This is a genomic window from Methylobacterium phyllostachyos (assembly GCF_900103445.1).
In the GTDB taxonomy this organism is placed as follows: domain Bacteria; phylum Pseudomonadota; class Alphaproteobacteria; order Rhizobiales; family Beijerinckiaceae; genus Methylobacterium; species Methylobacterium phyllostachyos.
This window is the reverse complement of the sequence record NZ_FNHS01000002.1, coordinates 178423-196026: the sequence shown is the minus strand read 5'-3', so window position 1 is coordinate 196026 and position 17604 is coordinate 178423. Positions and strand designations below refer to the sequence as shown.

Annotated in this window: 14 protein-coding genes and 1 riboswitch; of the genes, 9 read left to right on the top strand and 5 right to left on the bottom strand. The window is 67.9% G+C overall.

Annotated features, from left to right (window positions below):
• Window positions 1–78 precede the first annotated feature (78 nt).
• Window positions 79–3552, bottom strand: a complete 3474-nt coding sequence (gene carB, locus BLQ49_RS03705) for a carbamoyl-phosphate synthase large subunit (protein WP_091713410.1) — start codon at window positions 3550–3552, stop codon at window positions 79–81.
• A 302-nt stretch (window positions 3553–3854) separates the two neighbouring features.
• Here carB and BLQ49_RS03700 point away from each other — a divergent pair, with 302 nt between their 5' ends.
• Window positions 3855–4289 carry a pseudoazurin gene (locus tag BLQ49_RS03700; RefSeq protein WP_091713409.1) on the top strand — a complete coding sequence of 145 codons (435 nt, stop codon included), beginning with the start codon at window positions 3855–3857 and terminating at the stop codon, window positions 4287–4289.
• Between the two features lie 30 nt (window positions 4290–4319).
• Here BLQ49_RS03700 and BLQ49_RS03695 read toward each other — a convergent pair whose 3' ends face one another.
• Both BLQ49_RS03695 and carA read right to left on the bottom strand, forming a co-directional pair.
• Entirely contained in the window at window positions 4320–4697 is a 378-nt protein-coding gene (locus BLQ49_RS03695; RefSeq protein ID WP_091713892.1) for a hypothetical protein, read from the bottom strand.
• 142 nt (window positions 4698–4839) lie between these two features.
• Window positions 4840–6072, bottom strand: a complete 1233-nt coding sequence (gene carA, locus BLQ49_RS03690) for a glutamine-hydrolyzing carbamoyl-phosphate synthase small subunit (protein ID WP_091713407.1) — start codon at window positions 6070–6072, stop codon at window positions 4840–4842.
• 213 nt (window positions 6073–6285) lie between these two features.
• Between carA and BLQ49_RS03685 the strand changes: the two genes are divergently transcribed.
• From BLQ49_RS03685 to BLQ49_RS03670, 4 genes are all read left to right on the top strand, one after another.
• Window positions 6286–6747 (top strand): GatB/YqeY domain-containing protein, encoded by a 462-nt coding sequence (locus BLQ49_RS03685; RefSeq protein ID WP_091713405.1) that lies wholly within the window; start codon window positions 6286–6288, stop codon window positions 6745–6747.
• A 119-nt stretch (window positions 6748–6866) separates the two neighbouring features.
• Entirely contained in the window at window positions 6867–8759 is a 1893-nt protein-coding gene (gene dnaG, locus BLQ49_RS03680; protein ID WP_091713403.1) for a DNA primase, read from the top strand.
• A 210-nt stretch (window positions 8760–8969) separates the two neighbouring features.
• Complete coding sequence (gene rpoD, locus BLQ49_RS03675) at window positions 8970–10952, top strand: RNA polymerase sigma factor RpoD (protein WP_091713402.1); 1983 nt, start codon at window positions 8970–8972, stop codon at window positions 10950–10952.
• Window positions 10953–11022: 70 nt separating this feature from the next.
• Window positions 11023–12282, top strand: coding sequence for an adenylate/guanylate cyclase domain-containing protein (locus BLQ49_RS03670; protein WP_091713400.1), 1260 nt, complete (start codon window positions 11023–11025; stop codon window positions 12280–12282).
• A gap of 632 nt (window positions 12283–12914) precedes the next feature.
• Here BLQ49_RS03670 and BLQ49_RS03665 read toward each other — a convergent pair.
• Window positions 12915–13652, bottom strand: coding sequence for a retropepsin-like aspartic protease family protein (locus BLQ49_RS03665; RefSeq protein ID WP_244507419.1), 738 nt, complete (start codon window positions 13650–13652; stop codon window positions 12915–12917).
• Window positions 13627–13755: riboswitch (TPP riboswitch) on the top strand. (Overlaps the previous gene by 26 nt.)
• Window positions 13756–13825: 70 nt before the next feature.
• Here BLQ49_RS03665 and thiO point away from each other — a divergent pair.
• From thiO to BLQ49_RS03645, 4 genes are read left to right on the top strand one after another with little or no spacing between them, the layout of a single operon-like run.
• The gene (gene thiO, locus BLQ49_RS03660) at window positions 13826–15043 is read left to right on the top strand and encodes a glycine oxidase ThiO (protein WP_091713398.1); all 1218 of its coding nucleotides are present in this window, start codon (window positions 13826–13828) and stop codon (window positions 15041–15043) included.
• Window positions 15040–15252 carry a sulfur carrier protein ThiS gene (thiS, locus tag BLQ49_RS03655; RefSeq protein ID WP_091713397.1) on the top strand — a complete coding sequence of 71 codons (213 nt, stop codon included), beginning with the start codon at window positions 15040–15042 and terminating at the stop codon, window positions 15250–15252. The genes thiO and thiS overlap by 4 nt, the downstream gene beginning before the upstream one ends.
• A gap of 2 nt (window positions 15253–15254) precedes the next feature.
• On the top strand, window positions 15255–16058 hold the full coding sequence (gene thiG, locus BLQ49_RS03650; RefSeq protein ID WP_091713395.1) for a thiazole synthase: 804 nt from the start codon (window positions 15255–15257) through the stop codon (window positions 16056–16058).
• Window positions 16055–16699, top strand: a complete 645-nt coding sequence (locus BLQ49_RS03645) for a thiamine phosphate synthase (protein ID WP_091713394.1) — start codon at window positions 16055–16057, stop codon at window positions 16697–16699. Before thiG ends, BLQ49_RS03645 begins: the two co-directional genes overlap by 4 nt.
• Before the next feature lie 127 nt (window positions 16700–16826).
• On the opposite strand, the gene BLQ49_RS03640 is transcribed toward BLQ49_RS03645, so the two are convergent.
• Window positions 16827–17576, bottom strand: coding sequence for a proteasome-type protease (locus tag BLQ49_RS03640; protein WP_091713392.1), 750 nt, complete (start codon window positions 17574–17576; stop codon window positions 16827–16829).
• Window positions 17577–17604 lie beyond the last annotated feature (28 nt).

Here is a 17604-nt window from a genome sequence, read left to right as displayed (position 1 = left end):
GCGCCACAATGAAGAGGCCCGGCCGAGAGTGTAGCACTCCCTCCGGGCCACGAAATGAAGTCAGCGGAACCCTGAGGCTCAGGCCGCGAAGTATTCCTGCAACGCGCGGACCTTGAGATCGCCTTCTAAGTAGGCCTTGATCCCCTCGGCCGCGGCCACTGCGCCGGCTAGAGTGGTGTAATAAGGCACCTTATGCAAGAGGGCGGCGCGCCGAAGCGAACGCGAGTCCGAAAGAGCCCCCGCACCCTCAGTCGTGTTGAGGACGAGGTGGATGCCGCCGTTCTTGATGGCATCGACCACGTGCGGCCGGCCCTCGAGAACCTTGTTGATCCGCTCGGCCGGGACACCGTTCTCGACGAGGTAGCGCTGGGTGCCGCCGGTCGCCAGGATGGTGAAGCCGAGATCGGACAGCAGCTTCATGGTCGGCAGGATGCGCGCCTTGTCGGCATCCCGCACCGAGACGAACACGCTGCCGGCCTTCGGCACCTGCGTCCCTGAGCCGAGCTGGCTCTTGGCGAAGGCGACGCCGAAGCTCGCATCGAGCCCGATCACCTCGCCGGTGGAGCGCATCTCCGGCCCGAGCAGCACGTCGACGCCGGGGAAGCGCGCGAAGGGGAACACCGCTTCCTTCACCGCGATGTGCGGCAGGATCTTCGGCTTCAGGCCGAAGGTCGCCAGCGGCTCGCCCGCCATGACCCGCGCGGCGATCTTGGCGATCGGCTCGCCGATGACCTTGGCGACGAACGGCACCGTGCGTGAGGCGCGGGGGTTCACCTCCAGCACGTAGATGAGGCCATCCTTGATGGCGTACTGCACGTTCATCAGGCCGACGACATTGAGCGCCAGCGCCATCGCCTTCGTCTGCCGCTCCAGTTCGGCCATGGTCTCGGGCGAGAGCGAGCGCGGCGGCAGCGAGCAGGCCGAGTCGCCGGAATGGATGCCGGCCTCCTCGATGTGCTCCATGATGCCGGCGATGAACACGTCCTTGCCGTCGCAGACCGCGTCGACATCGACCTCGACCGCGTCCGACAGGTAGCGGTCGAACAGGAGCGGGTTCTTGCCCAGAACCGTGTTGATCTGGCCGGTCTTGTCGTTCGGGTAGCGGGCCTTGACCTCGGAGGGAATCAGGCTCGGCAGCGTGTCGAGCAGGTAGTCGGCGAATTGCGTCTCGTCGCGGATGATCGCCATGGCGCGGCCGCCGAGCACGTAGCTCGGCCGCACCACGAAGGGCAGGCCGAGATCGGCCGCGACCAGCCGGCTCTGCTCAACCGAATAGGCGATGCCGTTCTTCGGCTGCTTCATCCCGAGCTTGTCGAGGAGGCGCTTGAACTGGTCGCGATCCTCGGCGAGGTCGATCGCGTCGGGCGAGGTGCCGAGGATCGGCACGCCGGCGGATTCGAGCGCCCGGGCGAGCTTCAGCGGAGTCTGGCCGCCGAACTGCACGATCACCCCGTGCAGGGTGCCGGCCTGCCGCTCGGTCTCGATGATCTCCAGCACGTCCTCGGCGGTCAGCGGCTCGAAATAGAGCCGGTCCGAGGTGTCGTAGTCGGTCGAGACCGTCTCCGGGTTGCAGTTGACCATGATGGTCTCGTAGCCAGCATCCGACAGCGCGAAGCAGGCGTGGCAGCAGCAATAGTCGAACTCGATGCCCTGGCCGATCCGGTTCGGGCCACCGCCGAGGATCACGACCTTCTTGCGATCCGAGGGCTCTGCCTCGTCCACGACCGTACCGGCGTAGGGGGCCACATAGGTCGAGTACATGTAGGCCGTGGGCGACTTGAACTCGGCCGCGCAGGTGTCGATCCGCTTGAACACCGGCCGCACCGAGAGCGCCCGGCGCTTAGCCCGCACCTCGGCCTCCTCAAGGCCGGCCAGAACCGCGAGGCGCGCATCCGAGAAGCCGGCGGCCTTGAGCTGGCGGAAGGCGCCCGGCGTGCCCGGCAGGCCATGGGCCTTCACGCGGTTCTCCAGATCGATGATCGCCTGAAGCTGCTCCAGGAACCACGGATCGATCTTGCAGGAGGCGTAGACCTGCTCGTGGCTGACGCCCAGCCGCAGGGCCTGCGCAACCTTCAGGAGCCGGTCCGGGGTTGGGGTGCCGATCGCCGCCTTGATGGCGTTGTGGTCGTCGCCCTTGCCGAGCCCCTCGATCTCGATGTCGTCGAGCCCAGTGAGGCCGGTCTCCAGCGAGCGGAGCGCCTTCTGCAGCGATTCCGCGAAGCAGCGGCCGATCGCCATGGCCTCGCCCACCGACTTCATGGCGGTGGTCAGCGTCGGCTCGGCGCCCGGGAACTTTTCGAAGGCGAAGCGCGGGATCTTGGTGACGACGTAGTCGATCGTCGGCTCGAACGAGGCCGGGGTCGCGCCGCCGGTGATGTCGTTGGCGATCTCGTCGAGCGTGTAGCCGACCGCGAGCTTGGCGGCGACCTTGGCGATCGGGAAGCCGGTGGCCTTCGAGGCGAGCGCCGAGGAGCGCGAGACGCGCGGGTTCATCTCGATCACGATCATCCGCCCGTTCTCGGGGTTGATCGCGAACTGCACGTTCGAGCCGCCGGTCTCGACGCCGATCTCGCGGAGCACCGCCAGCGATGCATCGCGCATCACCTGATACTCCTTGTCGGTGAGCGTCAGCGCCGGGGCGACGGTGATCGAGTCACCGGTATGGACGCCCATCGGGTCGATGTTCTCGATGGAGCAGACGATGATGCAGTTGTCGTTCTTATCGCGAACGACCTCCATCTCGTACTCCTTCCAGCCGAGCACGCTCTCCTCGATCAGCACCTCGTTGGTCGGCGAGGCGTCGATGCCGCGCTCGACGATGTCGAGGAATTCCTCGCGGTTGTAGGCGATGCCGCCGCCGGTGCCGCCCATGGTGAAGGAGGGGCGGATGATCGCCGGCAGGCCGACCTCGGCCAGCGCGATCAGAGCCTGCCCGATGGCGTGCTCGCCGTAGCGCTTCCGCCGCTCGCTCTCGCCGGCCATCCAGCTCTTCTCGAAGGCGGCCAGCGCAACCCGGCGCGCCTCAGGATCCGCGTTGGCGGCCTCGATGCGTGCGACCTCGGCAAGGTATTTCTCGCGATCCGCCTTCTTGGCCGCGGAGGCGTTGGCCAGGGCCGATTTCGGGGTATCGAGCCCGATCTTGGTCATGGCGTCGCGGAACAGGCTGCGATCTTCGGCCTTGTCGATCGCCTCGGCGGTGGCGCCGATCATCTGCACGCCGTACTGGGCGAGCACGCCCATCTTCTGCAGCGAGAGCGCGCAGTTCAGCGCCGTCTGGCCGCCCATGGTCGGCAGGATCGCGTCCGGGCGCTCCTTCTCGATGATCTTGGCGACGATCTCCGGCGTGATCGGCTCGACATAGGTCGCATCCGCCATGTCCGGATCGGTCATGATCGTGGCGGGGTTCGAATTGACCAGGACGATCCGGTAGCCCTCCTCCCGGAGCGCCTTGCAAGCCTGGGTTCCGGAATAATCGAACTCGCAGGCCTGTCCGATGATGATCGGACCCGCACCGATGATCAGGATCGAGGAGATGTCGGTGCGTTTGGGCATCTTCGGCCTTGTCAGGCCAAGCGCGCCCGATCGGGCAGGGCCAGTACCCTGCGCCCGGACGCGCGTGGCGGGATTATCGTTGAGCCCCGCGTTTACACGGGCCTTCCGCGCTTTGGAAGGCCGGGCACAGGCGCAACGCCCGCGCGCACAGGACGGGCATCGCCGCCATCCGCAGGTAGTTCTAGAGATTTTCTAAGTTTATCCGCAAATCAACTGAACGCTTGCCGGCCTTAGATGCGATCCATAAGGCTAAAACGATCGTCACTTCCGTCGATCGATATGACAATAATTCGAGACTGACGATGATCTGGGGAAGCATGGGAGCCGCGGCGCTGCTGATCGGCTCGATCTTGGGGGCGAACGCCGCGGAGACCGTCGTGAAGACGTTGAACAGCGGCCCCGGCGGGATGATGGTCTTCGATCCCGCCTTCGTGAAGATTCAGCCGGGCGACACGATCCGGTTCGTCCCGGCTGACAAGGGCCACAACGCGGAACTCATCAAGGGCATGGCCCCCGAGGGGGCACCGGCCTTCAAGACCGTGGTGGGCAAGGAGGAGACCGTGACCTTCGACAAGCCCGGCCTCTACGGCTTCAAATGCGCGCCGCACTACATCATGGGCATGGTCGGGCTGATCCAAGTCGGCGACAAGCCGGCGAACCTAGAGGCCGCCAGGGCGGTCCAGCACGGCAAACTCGCTGCCAAGCGCTTCGAGCCGCTGTTCGAGAAAGTACAGTAGCCCATTCGGGGCGGCAGACGCCGCCCCGGTTCAGAAGCTCGCGTAGAGCGCCGCCACGGCCCGGTCGATCGATAGGTAGAACACCCCGAAGGCCACCAGGGCTGCGGCGGCGAACTCGACGGCGACGTTCGAGAGCGTCTGCGCGCGGCGCAGGGCCTCGCGGCCGAAATACACGGACACCCAGGCCAGGGCGAGGACGGCCGGCAGGGCGAAGAGGTAGGAGACCGTGCTCTCGACACGGTCGAGGCCGGCGGACGGGTCGATCAGCGCGCGGATGTTGCGCACCCACGGCGCGTAAAACGCGGCGGTGAGGGCGGTCAGCCAGGACAGGCCCACGGCAACGCCGAGATGGAACGTGAAGGTGCGGTGCAGGCGGGAGAAGTCGTCGCGCGCCTCGTCGATGGTCATCCGGCATTCCCCTTCGACGGAGCCGGTGGCGGCGGGCGCGGATGCGCCGCCGCTCATGGCCGTCATGGATCTCTTAAAGCCGGCAGATTCAGCAGTTTTTATGGCCCCAGCGGGGCCCGATTGGGATCGCGCCGGGAACCGATCAGGCTTTCGCCGCTTGCTCCGGCTCACCCGAGCGCATCAGCGTCACGAACCGCTCGAACAGGTAGTGGCTGTCGCGCGGGCCCGGCGAGGCCTCCGGGTGGTGCTGCACCGAGAAGGCCGGCCGGTCGATGAGCGTCAGGCCGCAATTCGAACCGTCGAACAGCGAGACGTGGGTTTCGACTGCGGTCTCCGGCAGGCTCGCCGGATCCACCGCGAAGCCGTGGTTCATCGAGACGATCTCGACCTTGCCGGTGGTCTTGTCCTTCACCGGGTGGTTCGCGCCGTGGTGGCCCTGGCCCATCTTCACGGTCCGGCCGCCCAGCGCCAAGCCCATGAGCTGGTGCCCCAGGCAGATGCCGAAGGTCGGCACCTTCGCGTCGAGCAGCTTGCGGATTACCGGGACCGCGTAGGCGCCGGTCGCAGCCGGATCGCCAGGTCCGTTCGACAGGAACACACCGTCCGGCTTCAGCGCCAGGATGTCCTCGGCCGTCGTGGTGGCCGGCACCACGGTGACGTCGCAGCCGGCCTGGGCCAGCAGCCGCAGGATGTTGCGCTTCACGCCGTAATCGATCGCCACGACCTTCAGGCCCTTGCCGGAGGCGCGCTTGCCGTAGCCGTTGCCCAGCGCCCAGACGGTCTCCGACCATTCGGACGTTGCCCGGCTGGTCACCGGCGGCACGAGGTCGAGCCCTTCCATCGGCGCCAGCGCTGCCGCCCGGGCCTTCAGGGCCGCGCGGTCGAATTTGCCGTCGGGATCGTTGGCGATCACGGCGTTCGGCATGCCCTGGTCGCGGATCCGGGCGGTGAGCGCCCGAGTGTCGACGCCCGTGATGCCCACGATGCCGCGGGCCTTAAGCCAGCCGTCGAGGTGGGAGGAGGAGCGCCAGTTCGAGGGCTTCGTCACCGCCGAGGCGATCACGGTGCCGCGCACGCCCGAGGCGGGGGCCGCCTCGAGGCTCTCCAGATCCTCGTCGTTGGTGCCGACATTGCCGATATGCGGGAAGGTGAAGGTGACGATCTGCCCGGCGTAGGACGGGTCGGTCAGGATCTCCTGATAGCCGGTCATCGCCGTGTTGAAGCAGACTTCGCCGTCGGCGATGCCGGTCTGGCCGATGCCAAAACCCTCCAGGATCGTGCCGTCGGCCAGGACCAGCAGGGCCGTGGCGACGGGCTCGGCCCACGGCTCGGGCGCCGTGGCGTCGGGGGCGGGCGCGGCGGCGTCTTGCAGCATGGGGCGAGTCTCGCTTATGTCCGGCCGAAGGCGGGCGCCGGGTTGCGGCGCTCTCGGCTTGCGGCATGATCGTGTGCGGCGCTCTTAGCGAGCGGCCCGCGATGGGGTCAATGTGGCTCCGCCCTCCGCAGGGCTCAACGTCTGCTTATCACAAGGCAGATCCGCAAATCGCAGGCCAGCCTCACCGTTTCGACCGAAAGAAGGTTCATCCCCATGCTGCGCGCGCGCCTCACCACCGAGATGAAGGAGGCCATGAAGGCCGGCGACAAGGAGCGGCTCGCGACCGTCCGGATGATCCAGGCCGCCCTCAAGGACCGGGACATCGAGGCCCGCGGCAACGGCAAGGACCCGATCTCCGAGGACGAGATCCTGTCGTTGCTCCAGAAGATGATCAAGCAGCGCACCGAATCGGCCAACGTCTACGAGCAGGGCGGTCGCCCGGAACTCGCCGCCAACGAGCGCGCCGAGATCGCCATCATCGAGAGCTTCCTGCCGAAGCAGATGGACGAGGCCGAGACGCAGGCGGCGATCGACGCGGCGATCGCCGAGACCGGCGCCGCCGGCCCGAAGGACATGGGCAAGGTGATCGCCGCCCTGAAGGGCGCCTATGCCGGCCGGATGGATTTCGGCAAGGCGAGCGGGCTGGTGAAGGCGGCGCTCGCCGCGAAGGGCTGAGCGAACGCGGTCACGCTGTCCCCGCAATCCCCGATCCGGGATGCGGCGGGGACAACGATCAGGACTCTGTGGTGTTCGGCGCGCTATAATCGGCGGCCCCGCAAACCCTCCCAGGCCCCGTGCGCTATCCGCCCCACATTCTGGAAGAGATCCGTGCCCGGCTGCCGGCCTCCTCCGTGGTCGGGCGGCGGGTCCAGCTCAAGAAGGCCGGCCGGGAGTGGCGCGGCCTGTCGCCGTTCAACGCCGAGAAGACCCCGTCCTTTTATGTGAACGACCAGAAGCAGTTCTATCACTGCTTCTCCTCCTCCAAGCACGGCGACATCTTCACCTTCCTGATGGAGACGGAGGGCCTGAGCTTCCCCGAGGCAGTCGAGCGGCTGGCCAGTGAGGCGGGCGTCAGCCTGCCCGCGCCCACCGAGGACAACCGGGCCAGCGAACAGAAGCGCGCGGGCGCGATCGAGGTCATGGAGATGGCCGCACGCTGGTTCGAGGAGCGGCTGCTGTCGAACCAGGGCAGCGAAGCCCGTGCCTATCTCGAGCGGCGGGCGCTGACCCGCCAGACCCAGCAGGCCTTCCGCCTGGGCTACGCCCCGAACGATCGCTACGCCCTGCGCGATCATCTGGCCGGGCAGGGCGTCGACAAGGATCTGATGATCGAGATGGGTCTGCTGGCGGCCGGGGAGGGCGTCTCGGTCCCGTACGATTATTTTCGCGACCGGGTGATGTTCCCGATCACCGACACCCGCGGCCGGGTCGTGGCCTTCGGCGGGCGGGCGCTCTCGAAGGACGTGCGCGCCAAGTACCTGAACTCACCCGAAACGCCGCTCTTCCACAAGGGTCGGACGCTCTACAACCTGCACGGCGCCCGGAAGGCCGCGCATGATCGCGGCTCGATCATCGCGGTCGAGGGCTATGTCGATGTCATCGCCATGACGCTCGCCGGCCATCCCGAGACCGTGGCGCCGCTCGGCACCGCCCTCACCGAGGACCAGCTCGGCCTGCTCTGGCGTCATGCCGACGAGCCGATCCTCTGCTTCGACGGCGATAAGGCCGGCCAGCGAGCGGCCTTCCGGGCGCTCGACATCGCGCTGCCGCTCCTCGAACCTGGTCGGTCCCTGCGGATCGCGCTGCTGCCCGGCGGGCAGGATCCCGACGACCTGCTGCGATCCGGCGGCCCCGGGGCGATCGATCAGGTGCTCGAGGCGGCGCTGCCGCTCTCGGAATTGCTGTGGCGACGGGCCATCGAGGCGGGGCCGGTCGATACGCCCGAACGGCGCGCCGGCCTGACCCAGACCCTGCGCACCACCGTCGCCACGATCCGCGACGAAACCGTGCGACGCTATTACCGGGACGACATCGAAGAGCGGCTGCGCAGCCTGTCGCCACGCGCCGGACGACCCGCGGGACCGGTCGCGGCGCGCGGCCGATCCCGATTCGTCAGGCCCGGCGAGCCGGTCTCGCCCCGCATCACCGGCGGTCCGAGCGCGTCGGTGACCGCTTCGGTGGGCTTCACCGGCGCCGCACCGGTGCGCGAGGCGGTGATCGTCGGCACGCTGCTGGTGCAGCCCGAGATGCTCGCCGAGTTCGCCGAAGAGATCGCCGAGCTGGACTTCGAGGATCCGGATGCCAAGGCGCTCCTGTCGATCCTGCTGGCCTGCGCGGCCGAGGATGAGCGCACAGATCCGGAGGTGTTGCACAATCGCATCACCCGCGCCGGACTGAAGCCCGCCGCAGAGCGCATCCTCGCGTTGGCCCGCTCGCGGGACCGCAATACCGTCGCGCCGCATGCCGATCCGGCGCAGCGCGCAGACGCGCTCAGACAGGCGATGATCTTGCACCGGCAGGCAGGAGCGCTACATAGCGAACTTCGCGAAGCACGGCAGGCGTTTGAGAACGATCCGACCGATGCCGGATGGGCATGGCTCTGCGAAGTGAAGGCGAGGCTGGAGACCGTCATCGCCGCCGAGGCTGAAGCCGAACAGCCGGTGTCGAGCGACTCGACGGCCGCCTGACGGCTGTGTCATGGCGGTGTGGGCTGGCGGTGGCGATGGGGGGCAGCCCGCCATAGTTAACAATCGGTCAAGCCTCAGGCTTGCATACGGAACCCGACGACTCAAGGCGACGAAGCGATTCGGCGCCTATCCGATACCGCGGCGCCGATGGCGTGGAGCGGCCCCTCCCGGGCCTCCGCAGCGCGCCGCCCACGAAACAATAGGCTGATCATGGCGACGAAGGCAACGGAACGGGACGAGACGGACGCTGCCCCCGAGCAGCAGACCGACGGGCCGCTCCTCGACCTGACGGATGCTTCGGTCAAGCGGATGGTGAAGCTCGCCAAGAAGCGCGGCTATGTGACCTATGAGGAGGTCAACGAGGTTCTGCCCGAGGGCCAGTCCGATCCGGACCAGCTCGAGGACGTGCTGTCGCAGCTCTCCGAGATGGGCATCAACGTCGTGGAGGCCGAGGAGACCGACGAGGCCGCCGCCGGCGAGAAGGCGGCCGAGGGCGAGGAGGAGGAGGCCGAGGGCGGCGAGGTCGCTGAGGTCGCGCCGACGCGCGCAGTCGCGGTCGCTACCACCACCAAGGAGCCGACCGACCGCACCGACGATCCGGTGCGCATGTACCTGCGCGAGATGGGCTCGGTGGAGCTGCTGTCGCGCGAGGGCGAGATCGCGATCGCCAAGCGCATCGAGGCCGGCCGCGAGGCGATGATCGCGGGCCTCTGCGAGAGTCCGCTGACCTTCCAGGCGATCATCATCTGGCGGGACGAGCTCGTCGAGGGCAAGGTCCTCCTGCGCGACATCATCGATCTTGAGGCGACCTACGCCGGCCCGGACGGCAAGAACGCGCCGCAACTCGCCGAGGGCGAGGAATCCGAAGACGGCGAGCCGCCGGCGCCTCCGGAGGGCGGCGACGACGAGGATGATCTCGAGAACAACGTGTCGCTGGCCGCCATGGAGGCGGAGATCAAGCCGCGGGTCCTGGAGACCTTCGACGCGATCGCCGCGAATTACCGGAAGCTGCGCAAGTTCCAGACAGAGGGGACCGAGCGTAAGGCCGCAGGCGGGCAGAACACCCCGGCTCAGGACCAGAAGCAAGCCGAGTTGAAGGACATCGTCGTCGCCGATGTGAAGTCCCTCTCGCTCAACAACAACCGTATCGAGGCGCTGGTCGGCCAGCTCTACTCGATCAACAAGCAGCTGATCGGCCACGAGGGCCGGCTGATGCGCTTCGCCGAGAGCCACGGGGTCGCCCGCGACGAGTTCCTGCGTCACTACCAGGGCTACGAGCTTGATCCGAACTGGATGGCGCGGGTCGGCACGCTGGGCGGCAAGGGCTGGAAGAACCTGGTTGAGAAGGGCTCGAAGCAGGTGACGGAGCTGCGCGCGCAGATCCTGGACCTCGCCTCCGAGACGGGCCTGGAGATCGGCGAGTACCGCCGCATCGTCAACATGGTCCAGAAGGGCGAGCGCGAGGCTCGGCAGGCCAAGAAGGAGATGATCGAGGCGAACCTGCGCCTCGTGATCTCGATCGCCAAGAAGTACACGAACCGCGGCCTGCAGTTCCTGGACTTGATCCAGGAGGGCAACATCGGCCTGATGAAGGCCGTGGACAAGTTCGAGTACCGGCGCGGCTACAAGTTCTCGACTTACGCCACGTGGTGGATCCGGCAGGCGATCACCCGCTCGATCGCCGATCAGGCGCGCACGATCCGCATCCCGGTGCACATGATCGAGACGATCAACAAGATCGTCCGCACGTCGCGCCAGATGCTGCACGAGATCGGCCGCGAGCCGACCCCGGAGGAGCTGGCCGAGAAGCTGGCCATGCCGCTGGAGAAGGTCCGCAAGGTCCTGAAGATCGCCAAGGAGCCGATCTCCCTCGAGACGCCGATCGGCGACGAGGAGGACAGCCACCTCGGCGATTTCATCGAGGACAAGAACGTCGTCCTGCCGATCGACGCGGCGATCCAGTCGAACCTGCGTGAGACCACCACGCGGGTGCTGGCCTCGCTCACGCCCCGCGAGGAACGCGTGCTGCGCATGCGCTTCGGCATCGGCATGAACACCGACCACACCCTCGAGGAGGTCGGCCAACAGTTCTCGGTGACCCGCGAGCGCATCCGCCAGATCGAGGCGAAAGCTCTGCGCAAGCTGAAGCACCCCTCGCGCAGCCGGAAGCTCAGGAGCTTCCTGGACAACTAAGCCCCCGCCGCGGCACGGGCCGCGGCGCCTGCCCTTCGACCGCGCCGCCGCGCGGCATGACACTGGCGCCATGCTCGAACGCCGCTCGCAAACGCCCGGAGCGCCGACGGCCTTCGCGGACGGCTCCGAAGCCGATGACGTCCCGTTCGGGTCGATCCAGCCCTCTGTCGGCATCCGCGACTGGCTGCTCGGCGAGGCGGCGCGGATGCCGAACGCCGAGGACATGCTCGCCGGCTTGGCCGAGCGGCTGATCGCCGTCGGCGTGCCGGTGGACCGCGCCTCGACGGCGATTGACACCCTGCATTCCGAATATGCCGGGGTTGGCCGGATCTGGACCCGGGACGGCGGCACCACCGTGCGCCTGTTCCCGCACGGCGCCCGGTCGACGGATGCCTATCTCAACAGCCCGTTCCACACGGTCCACGAGACCGGAGAATGGCTGATCCTCGACTTGGCCGAGACCCCGGACGATGCGTACGCGATCATCCCGGACCTGAAAGCCGGTGGCTACACCGCCTATGTCGTGGCGCCCCTGTTCTTCACCAACGGCACCAAGAACGGCATCACCTTCGCGACCCGGGCCCCGGAGGGGTTTCGCGACGACGACATCGCGATCCTGCGTTTCGTCATGCCGGCGCTCGCGGCCGTGATGGAGATGCGTGTCCTCAACAAGCAGCTCGACCACGTGCTGCGGCTCTATGTCGGCGACGAGCCACACCGGGCGATCCTGGCCGGTGATATTCGCCGTGGACAGGTGACGCGAATCCGCTCGGCGATCCTGTTCGCCGATATGCGCGACTACACCCGCACCTCGGCCGACATGACGCCCGAGGAGGTGGTGGGCCTGCTCAACGTGTTCTTCGATTGCCTGGTGCCGCCGATCGAGCGGGAGGGCGGCGAGGTGCTGAAGTATCTGGGCGACGGCCTGCTGGCGATCTTCCGCGAGTCCGGCGACGATCTCGGCGGCGCCGCCAAGGGTGCGCTGACGGCGGCACAGCTCGCCCTGGCGGCCCTCGACGAGGCCAACGCGCTGCATCAATTCCCGGTGCCGGTGGCGGCCGGCATCGCGCTCCACCACGGCGAGGCAGCTTACGGCAATGTGGGCTCGGGCTCCCGGCTCGACTTCACGGTGATCGGGCGGGACGTGAACCTCGCCAGCCGGCTGGCGCAGCTCAATCGGACCCTCGGCGAGCCGCTGTTGATGTCGAAGCCATTCGTCGACTTCCTGTGGGGCGACCCGATCCCGCTGGGCGAGCATGCACTCGACGGTTTCCGTGAGCCCATGGCGGTGTTCCGGCCGAAATTCCTGCGGCCGCGCGCGTCAACCTGAGCCGTCCTGCCGATCTGTCGCAGATCACGCCGTTGATCCCCATGCGACGGCGCACGCATCCCGTCGGCTCCGCACCGCTCTCCGACGAGCCCCGGTGGTTCTCGTCATTCCGGCGCAGCTACTCCAGGGTTAACGCGGCGCTGTAGGCGGATTGCTGGCATCCCCAGACCGGGTCGATCAGTTTGGCGAGCGCGGATCGGGCCAAGTCGCTGGACGGCCGATTCATTCTTGACTATCATCGATAAAACAGATCGTTTGACCATAGTTATTCATTACATTGACCACCTCTTCACGTGCGACGGAGCAGAACCTATTCTTCAATCTCGCTAAAGACGCTTACCACAATTATGGGACGGGAGCAGAACAGGGATGTTCAGCCGTGTTTTTTGGGAATTCACCTCATATTACGGCATATGACAGCGACGTGTTTGTTGAACGGGATTCTTGGATAATATCAACAATAGAACAATGAGTAGTTTGCCGAGCGGGATGTGTCTCGTCGAGAGGTGCGTTGGCCGTGGGGCCACGAACAATCCTGCGTCCGCGATCAGCGAGCCCGAGGACGTCAGCCTGATCGCTATAAGAATGGGCGCGGCCGTCGGATCGGCGCTGTATGCGGCGGATCGGGGCCCTCAGCCCCGCAAGGTCATCGTGCCGCCGCTGACACTGAAATCGCGCAGGCGCTTCAGAAACGACATGCCGAGCAGGCTCGTGGCGAGCCGTCCGCGCGGGATCACCACCGCCTCGACATCGCGCACGGTGATCGAGCCGACCTGCATCACGGCGACTCGGATCGGAGCAACCGGGACCGTCCCGTTGGCCGTATTCCAGACGCGCGTGAAGTCGCGCGGCTCCAGCCGGATCCCGATCCGCTCGGCATCCTCTTCGGAAAAGGCGCAGGAACTTGCGCCGGTATCGACCATCATCGGCAGCATGCGGCCGTCCATCAGCGCACGCACGAAGAAGTGGCCATTGCGGCCGGCCTGCAGCGCGACCCCCACCACGGCACCGTCAACGGCAGGGCCAGCGGCCACAGGGGCGGCGGGCGGTACCGGATCGGAGTGTGCCCGCTCCCTGAGCTTCTGAAACGCCGTAGCGGACAGAAAGCCGATCGTGCAGACAACCACGAATGAGCGCACGGCTCCTGCTCCATCGAGACGATAGAGCCGGTGTGAGGTGCGATCCATGAAGGGTCGGTGCCCGCCGATCCGCCGCCGCAGATCGACACCCGGTATTCGCATGGCTTGGTATCCGAGCGGTGACTGCAACCGGCGAATGTCGGTTCCACCGACGCCGCCGACCAGGATCGGGGTTGACCGGCACGGCGCGGGTGACCAAATCTCATCCTGTTCCAGGGAGATCCCCGGCAAGGGGCTGAGAAACCGCTGGCACGTCCGTCAGGACCTGCGGCGCGGAAATCCTTCGAACCTGATCCGGCTCATACCGGCGTAGGGATTGGACCGCGGCCGCCCGCAGGGTAGGCCACAGCTTCTCGTCGAAGCTTCCGGACCGATCTCCACGTTGGAACCCTGTGGAGAGACGCGTGTCCCTGGACCGCCCCCTATCACCGATCGGACGACGCCGCGGCCCCACGGTCGCGATCGAGCAGGCCCGCCTACCTGACGCGACCGACGTCGCGATCGTCGGTGGCGGGTTGATCGGGCTGTCGATCGCGTGGCGGCTCGCCCGCGCAGGCCGCTCCATCACCGTACTGGAGCGGGAAACAATCGGCGCGGGGGCGAGCCTCGCGGCCACCGGCATGCTGGCGCCGGCCGCCGAGCACGAGCCGGGCTCCGACCCGCTGCTGCCGCTCGCCCTGGATTCGCTCCGGCGCTGGCCGGCCTTCCGCGATGCGCTGGAGGCCGAGTCCGGCCTGTCGATCGATTACCGGGCGGACGGCACGCTGGTCCTGGCCATCGGACGCGACGAAGTCGAGCGCCTGCGCTTCCGCTACAATCTCCAGCGCCGTTCCGGGCTCGACGCGACCTGGCTGCCCGGCAGCGAGGTCCGGCGCCTGGAGCCGGGGCTGCGCCCGTCCGTCACCGCCGGAATCCAGTGCCCGCTGGATCATCAGGTCGATCCGTGCCGCGTGATGGCCGCCCTGGCGGAGGCCTGCCGGCGCGCCGGAGTCACGTTGATCGAGCACGCCCCGGTGAGCGCCATCGACTGGGCGGGGGATCGCGTCACGGGTCTACGCGTCGGCGAGCACCGCGTGCAGGCCGGGGCCGTGATCCTGGCCTCCGGCGCCTGGAGCGGGGAGGGCGGCCTGCTGCCGGATACCCTATCGCTGCCCGTGCGGCCCCTGAAGGGCCAGTCGCTCGCCCTGCGCACCACCGCCCGGACCGGCACGCTCGCCCGGATGGTCTGGACCGAGCAGGTCCATATGGCCCCGAAGAGCGACGGCCAGCTCATCATCGGCGCCACCGTCGAGGATTGCGGCTTCCGCCCTGGCGTGACCGCGGGCGGCCTCTACGCGCTGCTGGAAGGTGCGCGCCGGGTACTGCCCGGGATCGAGGAGATGGAGGTGGCTTCCGTCTGGAGCGGCTACCGGCCGACCTCCGACGACGATGCGCCGATCATCGACACGCTGGCGCCTGGGCTCGTCGCCGCCACGGGCCATCACCGCAACGGCTATCTGCTCGCCCCCGTCACCGCGGATGCGGTGGCCGAGCTGGTGACGGAGGGCGCGCTACCCGAGGTCGCCCGTCCCTTCACCCGGGCGCGGTTCGCGCAGGTCCAGCCCCGGAGGGCCTCGGCATGAAGCTCTTCATCAACGGCGAACCGCGCGAACGCGACGCCGAGACCGTGGACGCTCTGTTCCGCCAGGAAGCGGAAGAGACCGGCATCGAGAGCCCGCAGGGCGTCGCCATCGCGCTGAACGGCCGGGTGCTGCGCCGCCGGGACTGGGATGAGACCCCGGTCAACGAGGGCGACCGCATCGAGATCGTCCGCGCCATGCAGGGAGGTTGAGTATGGATCATACCGTCACGCCGCTGCGCCCCGAAACTGGGGACGACAGCTTCACCATCGCAGGAGTGAACCTGTCGTCCCGGCTGTTCATCGGCACCGCCGGCTATCCGACACAGGCGATCATGCGCGACGCCGTCGCGGCGAGCGGGGCCGAGGTGGTGACCGCCTCGATCCGCCGGGTCTCGCTCCAGGGCCACGGGTCCGACACGGTGACGCTGCTGAAGGGCAAGCGCTTCCTGCCGAACACCGCCGGCTGCGAGACAGCCCGCGACGCGATCATGACCGCCGAGCTCGCCCGCGAGGCGCTGGACACCAACTGGATCAAGGTCGAGGTGATCGGCGACCGCGAGACGCTCTACCCGGACGTGACGGAGTTGATCGAGGCCTGCCGCCACCTCGTGGACGACGGCTTCGTGGTCCTGCCCTATTGCAACGACGACCCGATCATCTGCCAGCGCCTAGAGGATCTCGGCTGCGCCGCGGTGATGCCGATGGGTTCGCTGATCGGCTCCGGGATGGGGGTGGCGAACCCGGCCAACCTCGAGCTGATCTGCCGGCGGGCGAAGGTACCGGTCGTGGTCGATGCCGGGATCGGCACTGCGTCGGATGCGGTGATCGCCATGGAGCTCGGCGCCTCGGCCTGCCTGATCAACACGGCCGTCGCCAAGGCCGACGACCCGGTGCGCATGGCGCGCGCCATGGGCCGGGCGGTAGAGGCCGGCCGCGATGCCTATCTCGCCGGGCGCATCCCGCGGCGCGGCCGGGCCGAGCCTTCGAGTCCGCAACTCGGCCTCGTCGGCTCGTGAGGGCGCTGCCGTCGCCGCTGCTCGCGGTGACGGACCGGCACGGCCATACGCGCCCCCTCGCCGAGACCGTGCAGGCGATCCTGGACGGCGGCGGGCGCTGGATCTGGTTCCGCGACCGCGACCTAGAGCCGGAGGCGCGGCTTCGCCTGGGTGAGGCCGTGGCCGGACGCGTGCGGATGGCTGGTGGATTCCTGACGGTCGGGGGCGATGTCGCCCTGGCCCGGGCGCTCGGCGCCGACGGGGTGCATCTCGGCGGCGGATCGGGGCCGGAGGCGATCGCGGCGGCGCGGGACGCGATGGGGGCGGGGGCGCTGATCGGCGTCTCAGCCCATGCGCCGCAGGAGATCGCGCAGGCCGCGGCGGCCGGCGCCGATTACGTGACCCTTAGTCCGATTTTTCCGACGGCGAGCAAGCCGGGCTACGGGCCGGCCCTCGGTCCCGAGGGCATCGCCGCCGCGCGGAGGGCGGGCCTGCCGGTGGTGGCACTCGGCGGAGTGGGATCCGACTCGGTCGCAGAGTGCCGGAGGGCCGGGGCCGCGGCCGTCGCCATCATGGGCGGGTTGATGCGGGCCAGTGATCCGGCCATGGCGACGAAGGCCTTACTGAAGGCTTGGCCTACAGCGCAAGTCGTCTCCGAGTAACAGCCTCGATGCCATCGTCGTTGCGAGCGCAGCGAAGCAATCCAGGGAAGCGCCGCGCTGTCCAGATTGCCGCGTTACCCTGGGTCGCTTCGCTGCGCTCGCGATGACGGGGGGGCGACGCCAGTGCCTACTTCTCCGAAGGCCCATAGGGCGGGCGCGGGATCGCCCGGTGCGCGGCCCGGAGCGCCGCCGACCAGCGCTCGCGCAGATCATGGAAATAGCCCTCGCCGGCCTCGATCCGATGGTTCACCTCCAGCGTCAGCGCGTTCCGGCGCGCCACCGCGATGTCGATCGGCAGGCCCACGCCCAGATTCGAACGCATGGTCGAATCCATCGAGACGAGGCTCACCTTCAGGGCGTCGTACAGATCGGTCCGGTAGGTCACCGCCCGATCGAGGATCGGCTTGCCGTATTTATGCTCGCCGATCTGGAGGAACGGCGCGTCCATGCTGCACTCGATGAAGTTGCCGGCCGAATATATCAGGTACAGCCGCATCTCGCCGGTACCGATCTGGCCGCCGAACAACAGCGAGATCGAGAACCGGATGTTGGCCGCCTCGAACCCGTCCTTCTCGATCGTCCGGACCCGGCGAATCGCCCGGCCGATGAGCTGCGCCGCCTGGAACATGGTCGGCGCCTCGACGAGCTTCTGAGTCGGCTCATCGCCCTCGCCGGGGACGCCCTCCTGCAGCAGGCTCAGCACCGATTGGGTGATCGACAGGTTGCCGGCCGAGGCCAGCATCATCACCCGCTCGCCCGGCACGGTGAAGTGATGCAGCTTGCGATAGGTCGAGATGTCGTCGAGCCCCGCATTGGTGCGGGTGTCGGCGACCATCACGAGCCCCTCTTCGACAAGGACACCGACGCAGTAGGTCATCGTCTTCGGGCTCTCGTGCGGCCGGGGC

What these genes read in the sequence shown, in the direction of transcription:
- carA (WP_091713407.1), bottom strand. Translation starts at nt 6,072, where the DNA reads ATGCTGCAAGACGCCGCCGCGCCCGCCCCCGACGCCACGGCGCCCGAG.
- BLQ49_RS03640 (WP_091713392.1), bottom strand. Translation starts at nt 17,576, where the DNA reads ATGACCTACTGCGTCGGTGTCCTTGTCGAAGAGGGGCTCGTGATGGTC.
- BLQ49_RS03670 (WP_091713400.1), top strand. Translation starts at nt 11,023, where the DNA reads ATGCTCGAACGCCGCTCGCAAACGCCCGGAGCGCCGACGGCCTTCGCG.
- thiS (WP_091713397.1), top strand. Translation starts at nt 15,040, where the DNA reads ATGAAGCTCTTCATCAACGGCGAACCGCGCGAACGCGACGCCGAGACC.
- BLQ49_RS03700 (WP_091713409.1), top strand. Translation starts at nt 3,855, where the DNA reads ATGATCTGGGGAAGCATGGGAGCCGCGGCGCTGCTGATCGGCTCGATC.
- thiG (WP_091713395.1), top strand. Translation starts at nt 15,255, where the DNA reads ATGGATCATACCGTCACGCCGCTGCGCCCCGAAACTGGGGACGACAGC.
- carB (WP_091713410.1), bottom strand. Translation starts at nt 3,552, where the DNA reads ATGCCCAAACGCACCGACATCTCCTCGATCCTGATCATCGGTGCGGGT.
- BLQ49_RS03695 (WP_091713892.1), bottom strand. Translation starts at nt 4,697, where the DNA reads ATGACCATCGACGAGGCGCGCGACGACTTCTCCCGCCTGCACCGCACC.
- rpoD (WP_091713402.1), top strand. Translation starts at nt 8,970, where the DNA reads ATGGCGACGAAGGCAACGGAACGGGACGAGACGGACGCTGCCCCCGAG.
- BLQ49_RS03685 (WP_091713405.1), top strand. Translation starts at nt 6,286, where the DNA reads ATGCTGCGCGCGCGCCTCACCACCGAGATGAAGGAGGCCATGAAGGCC.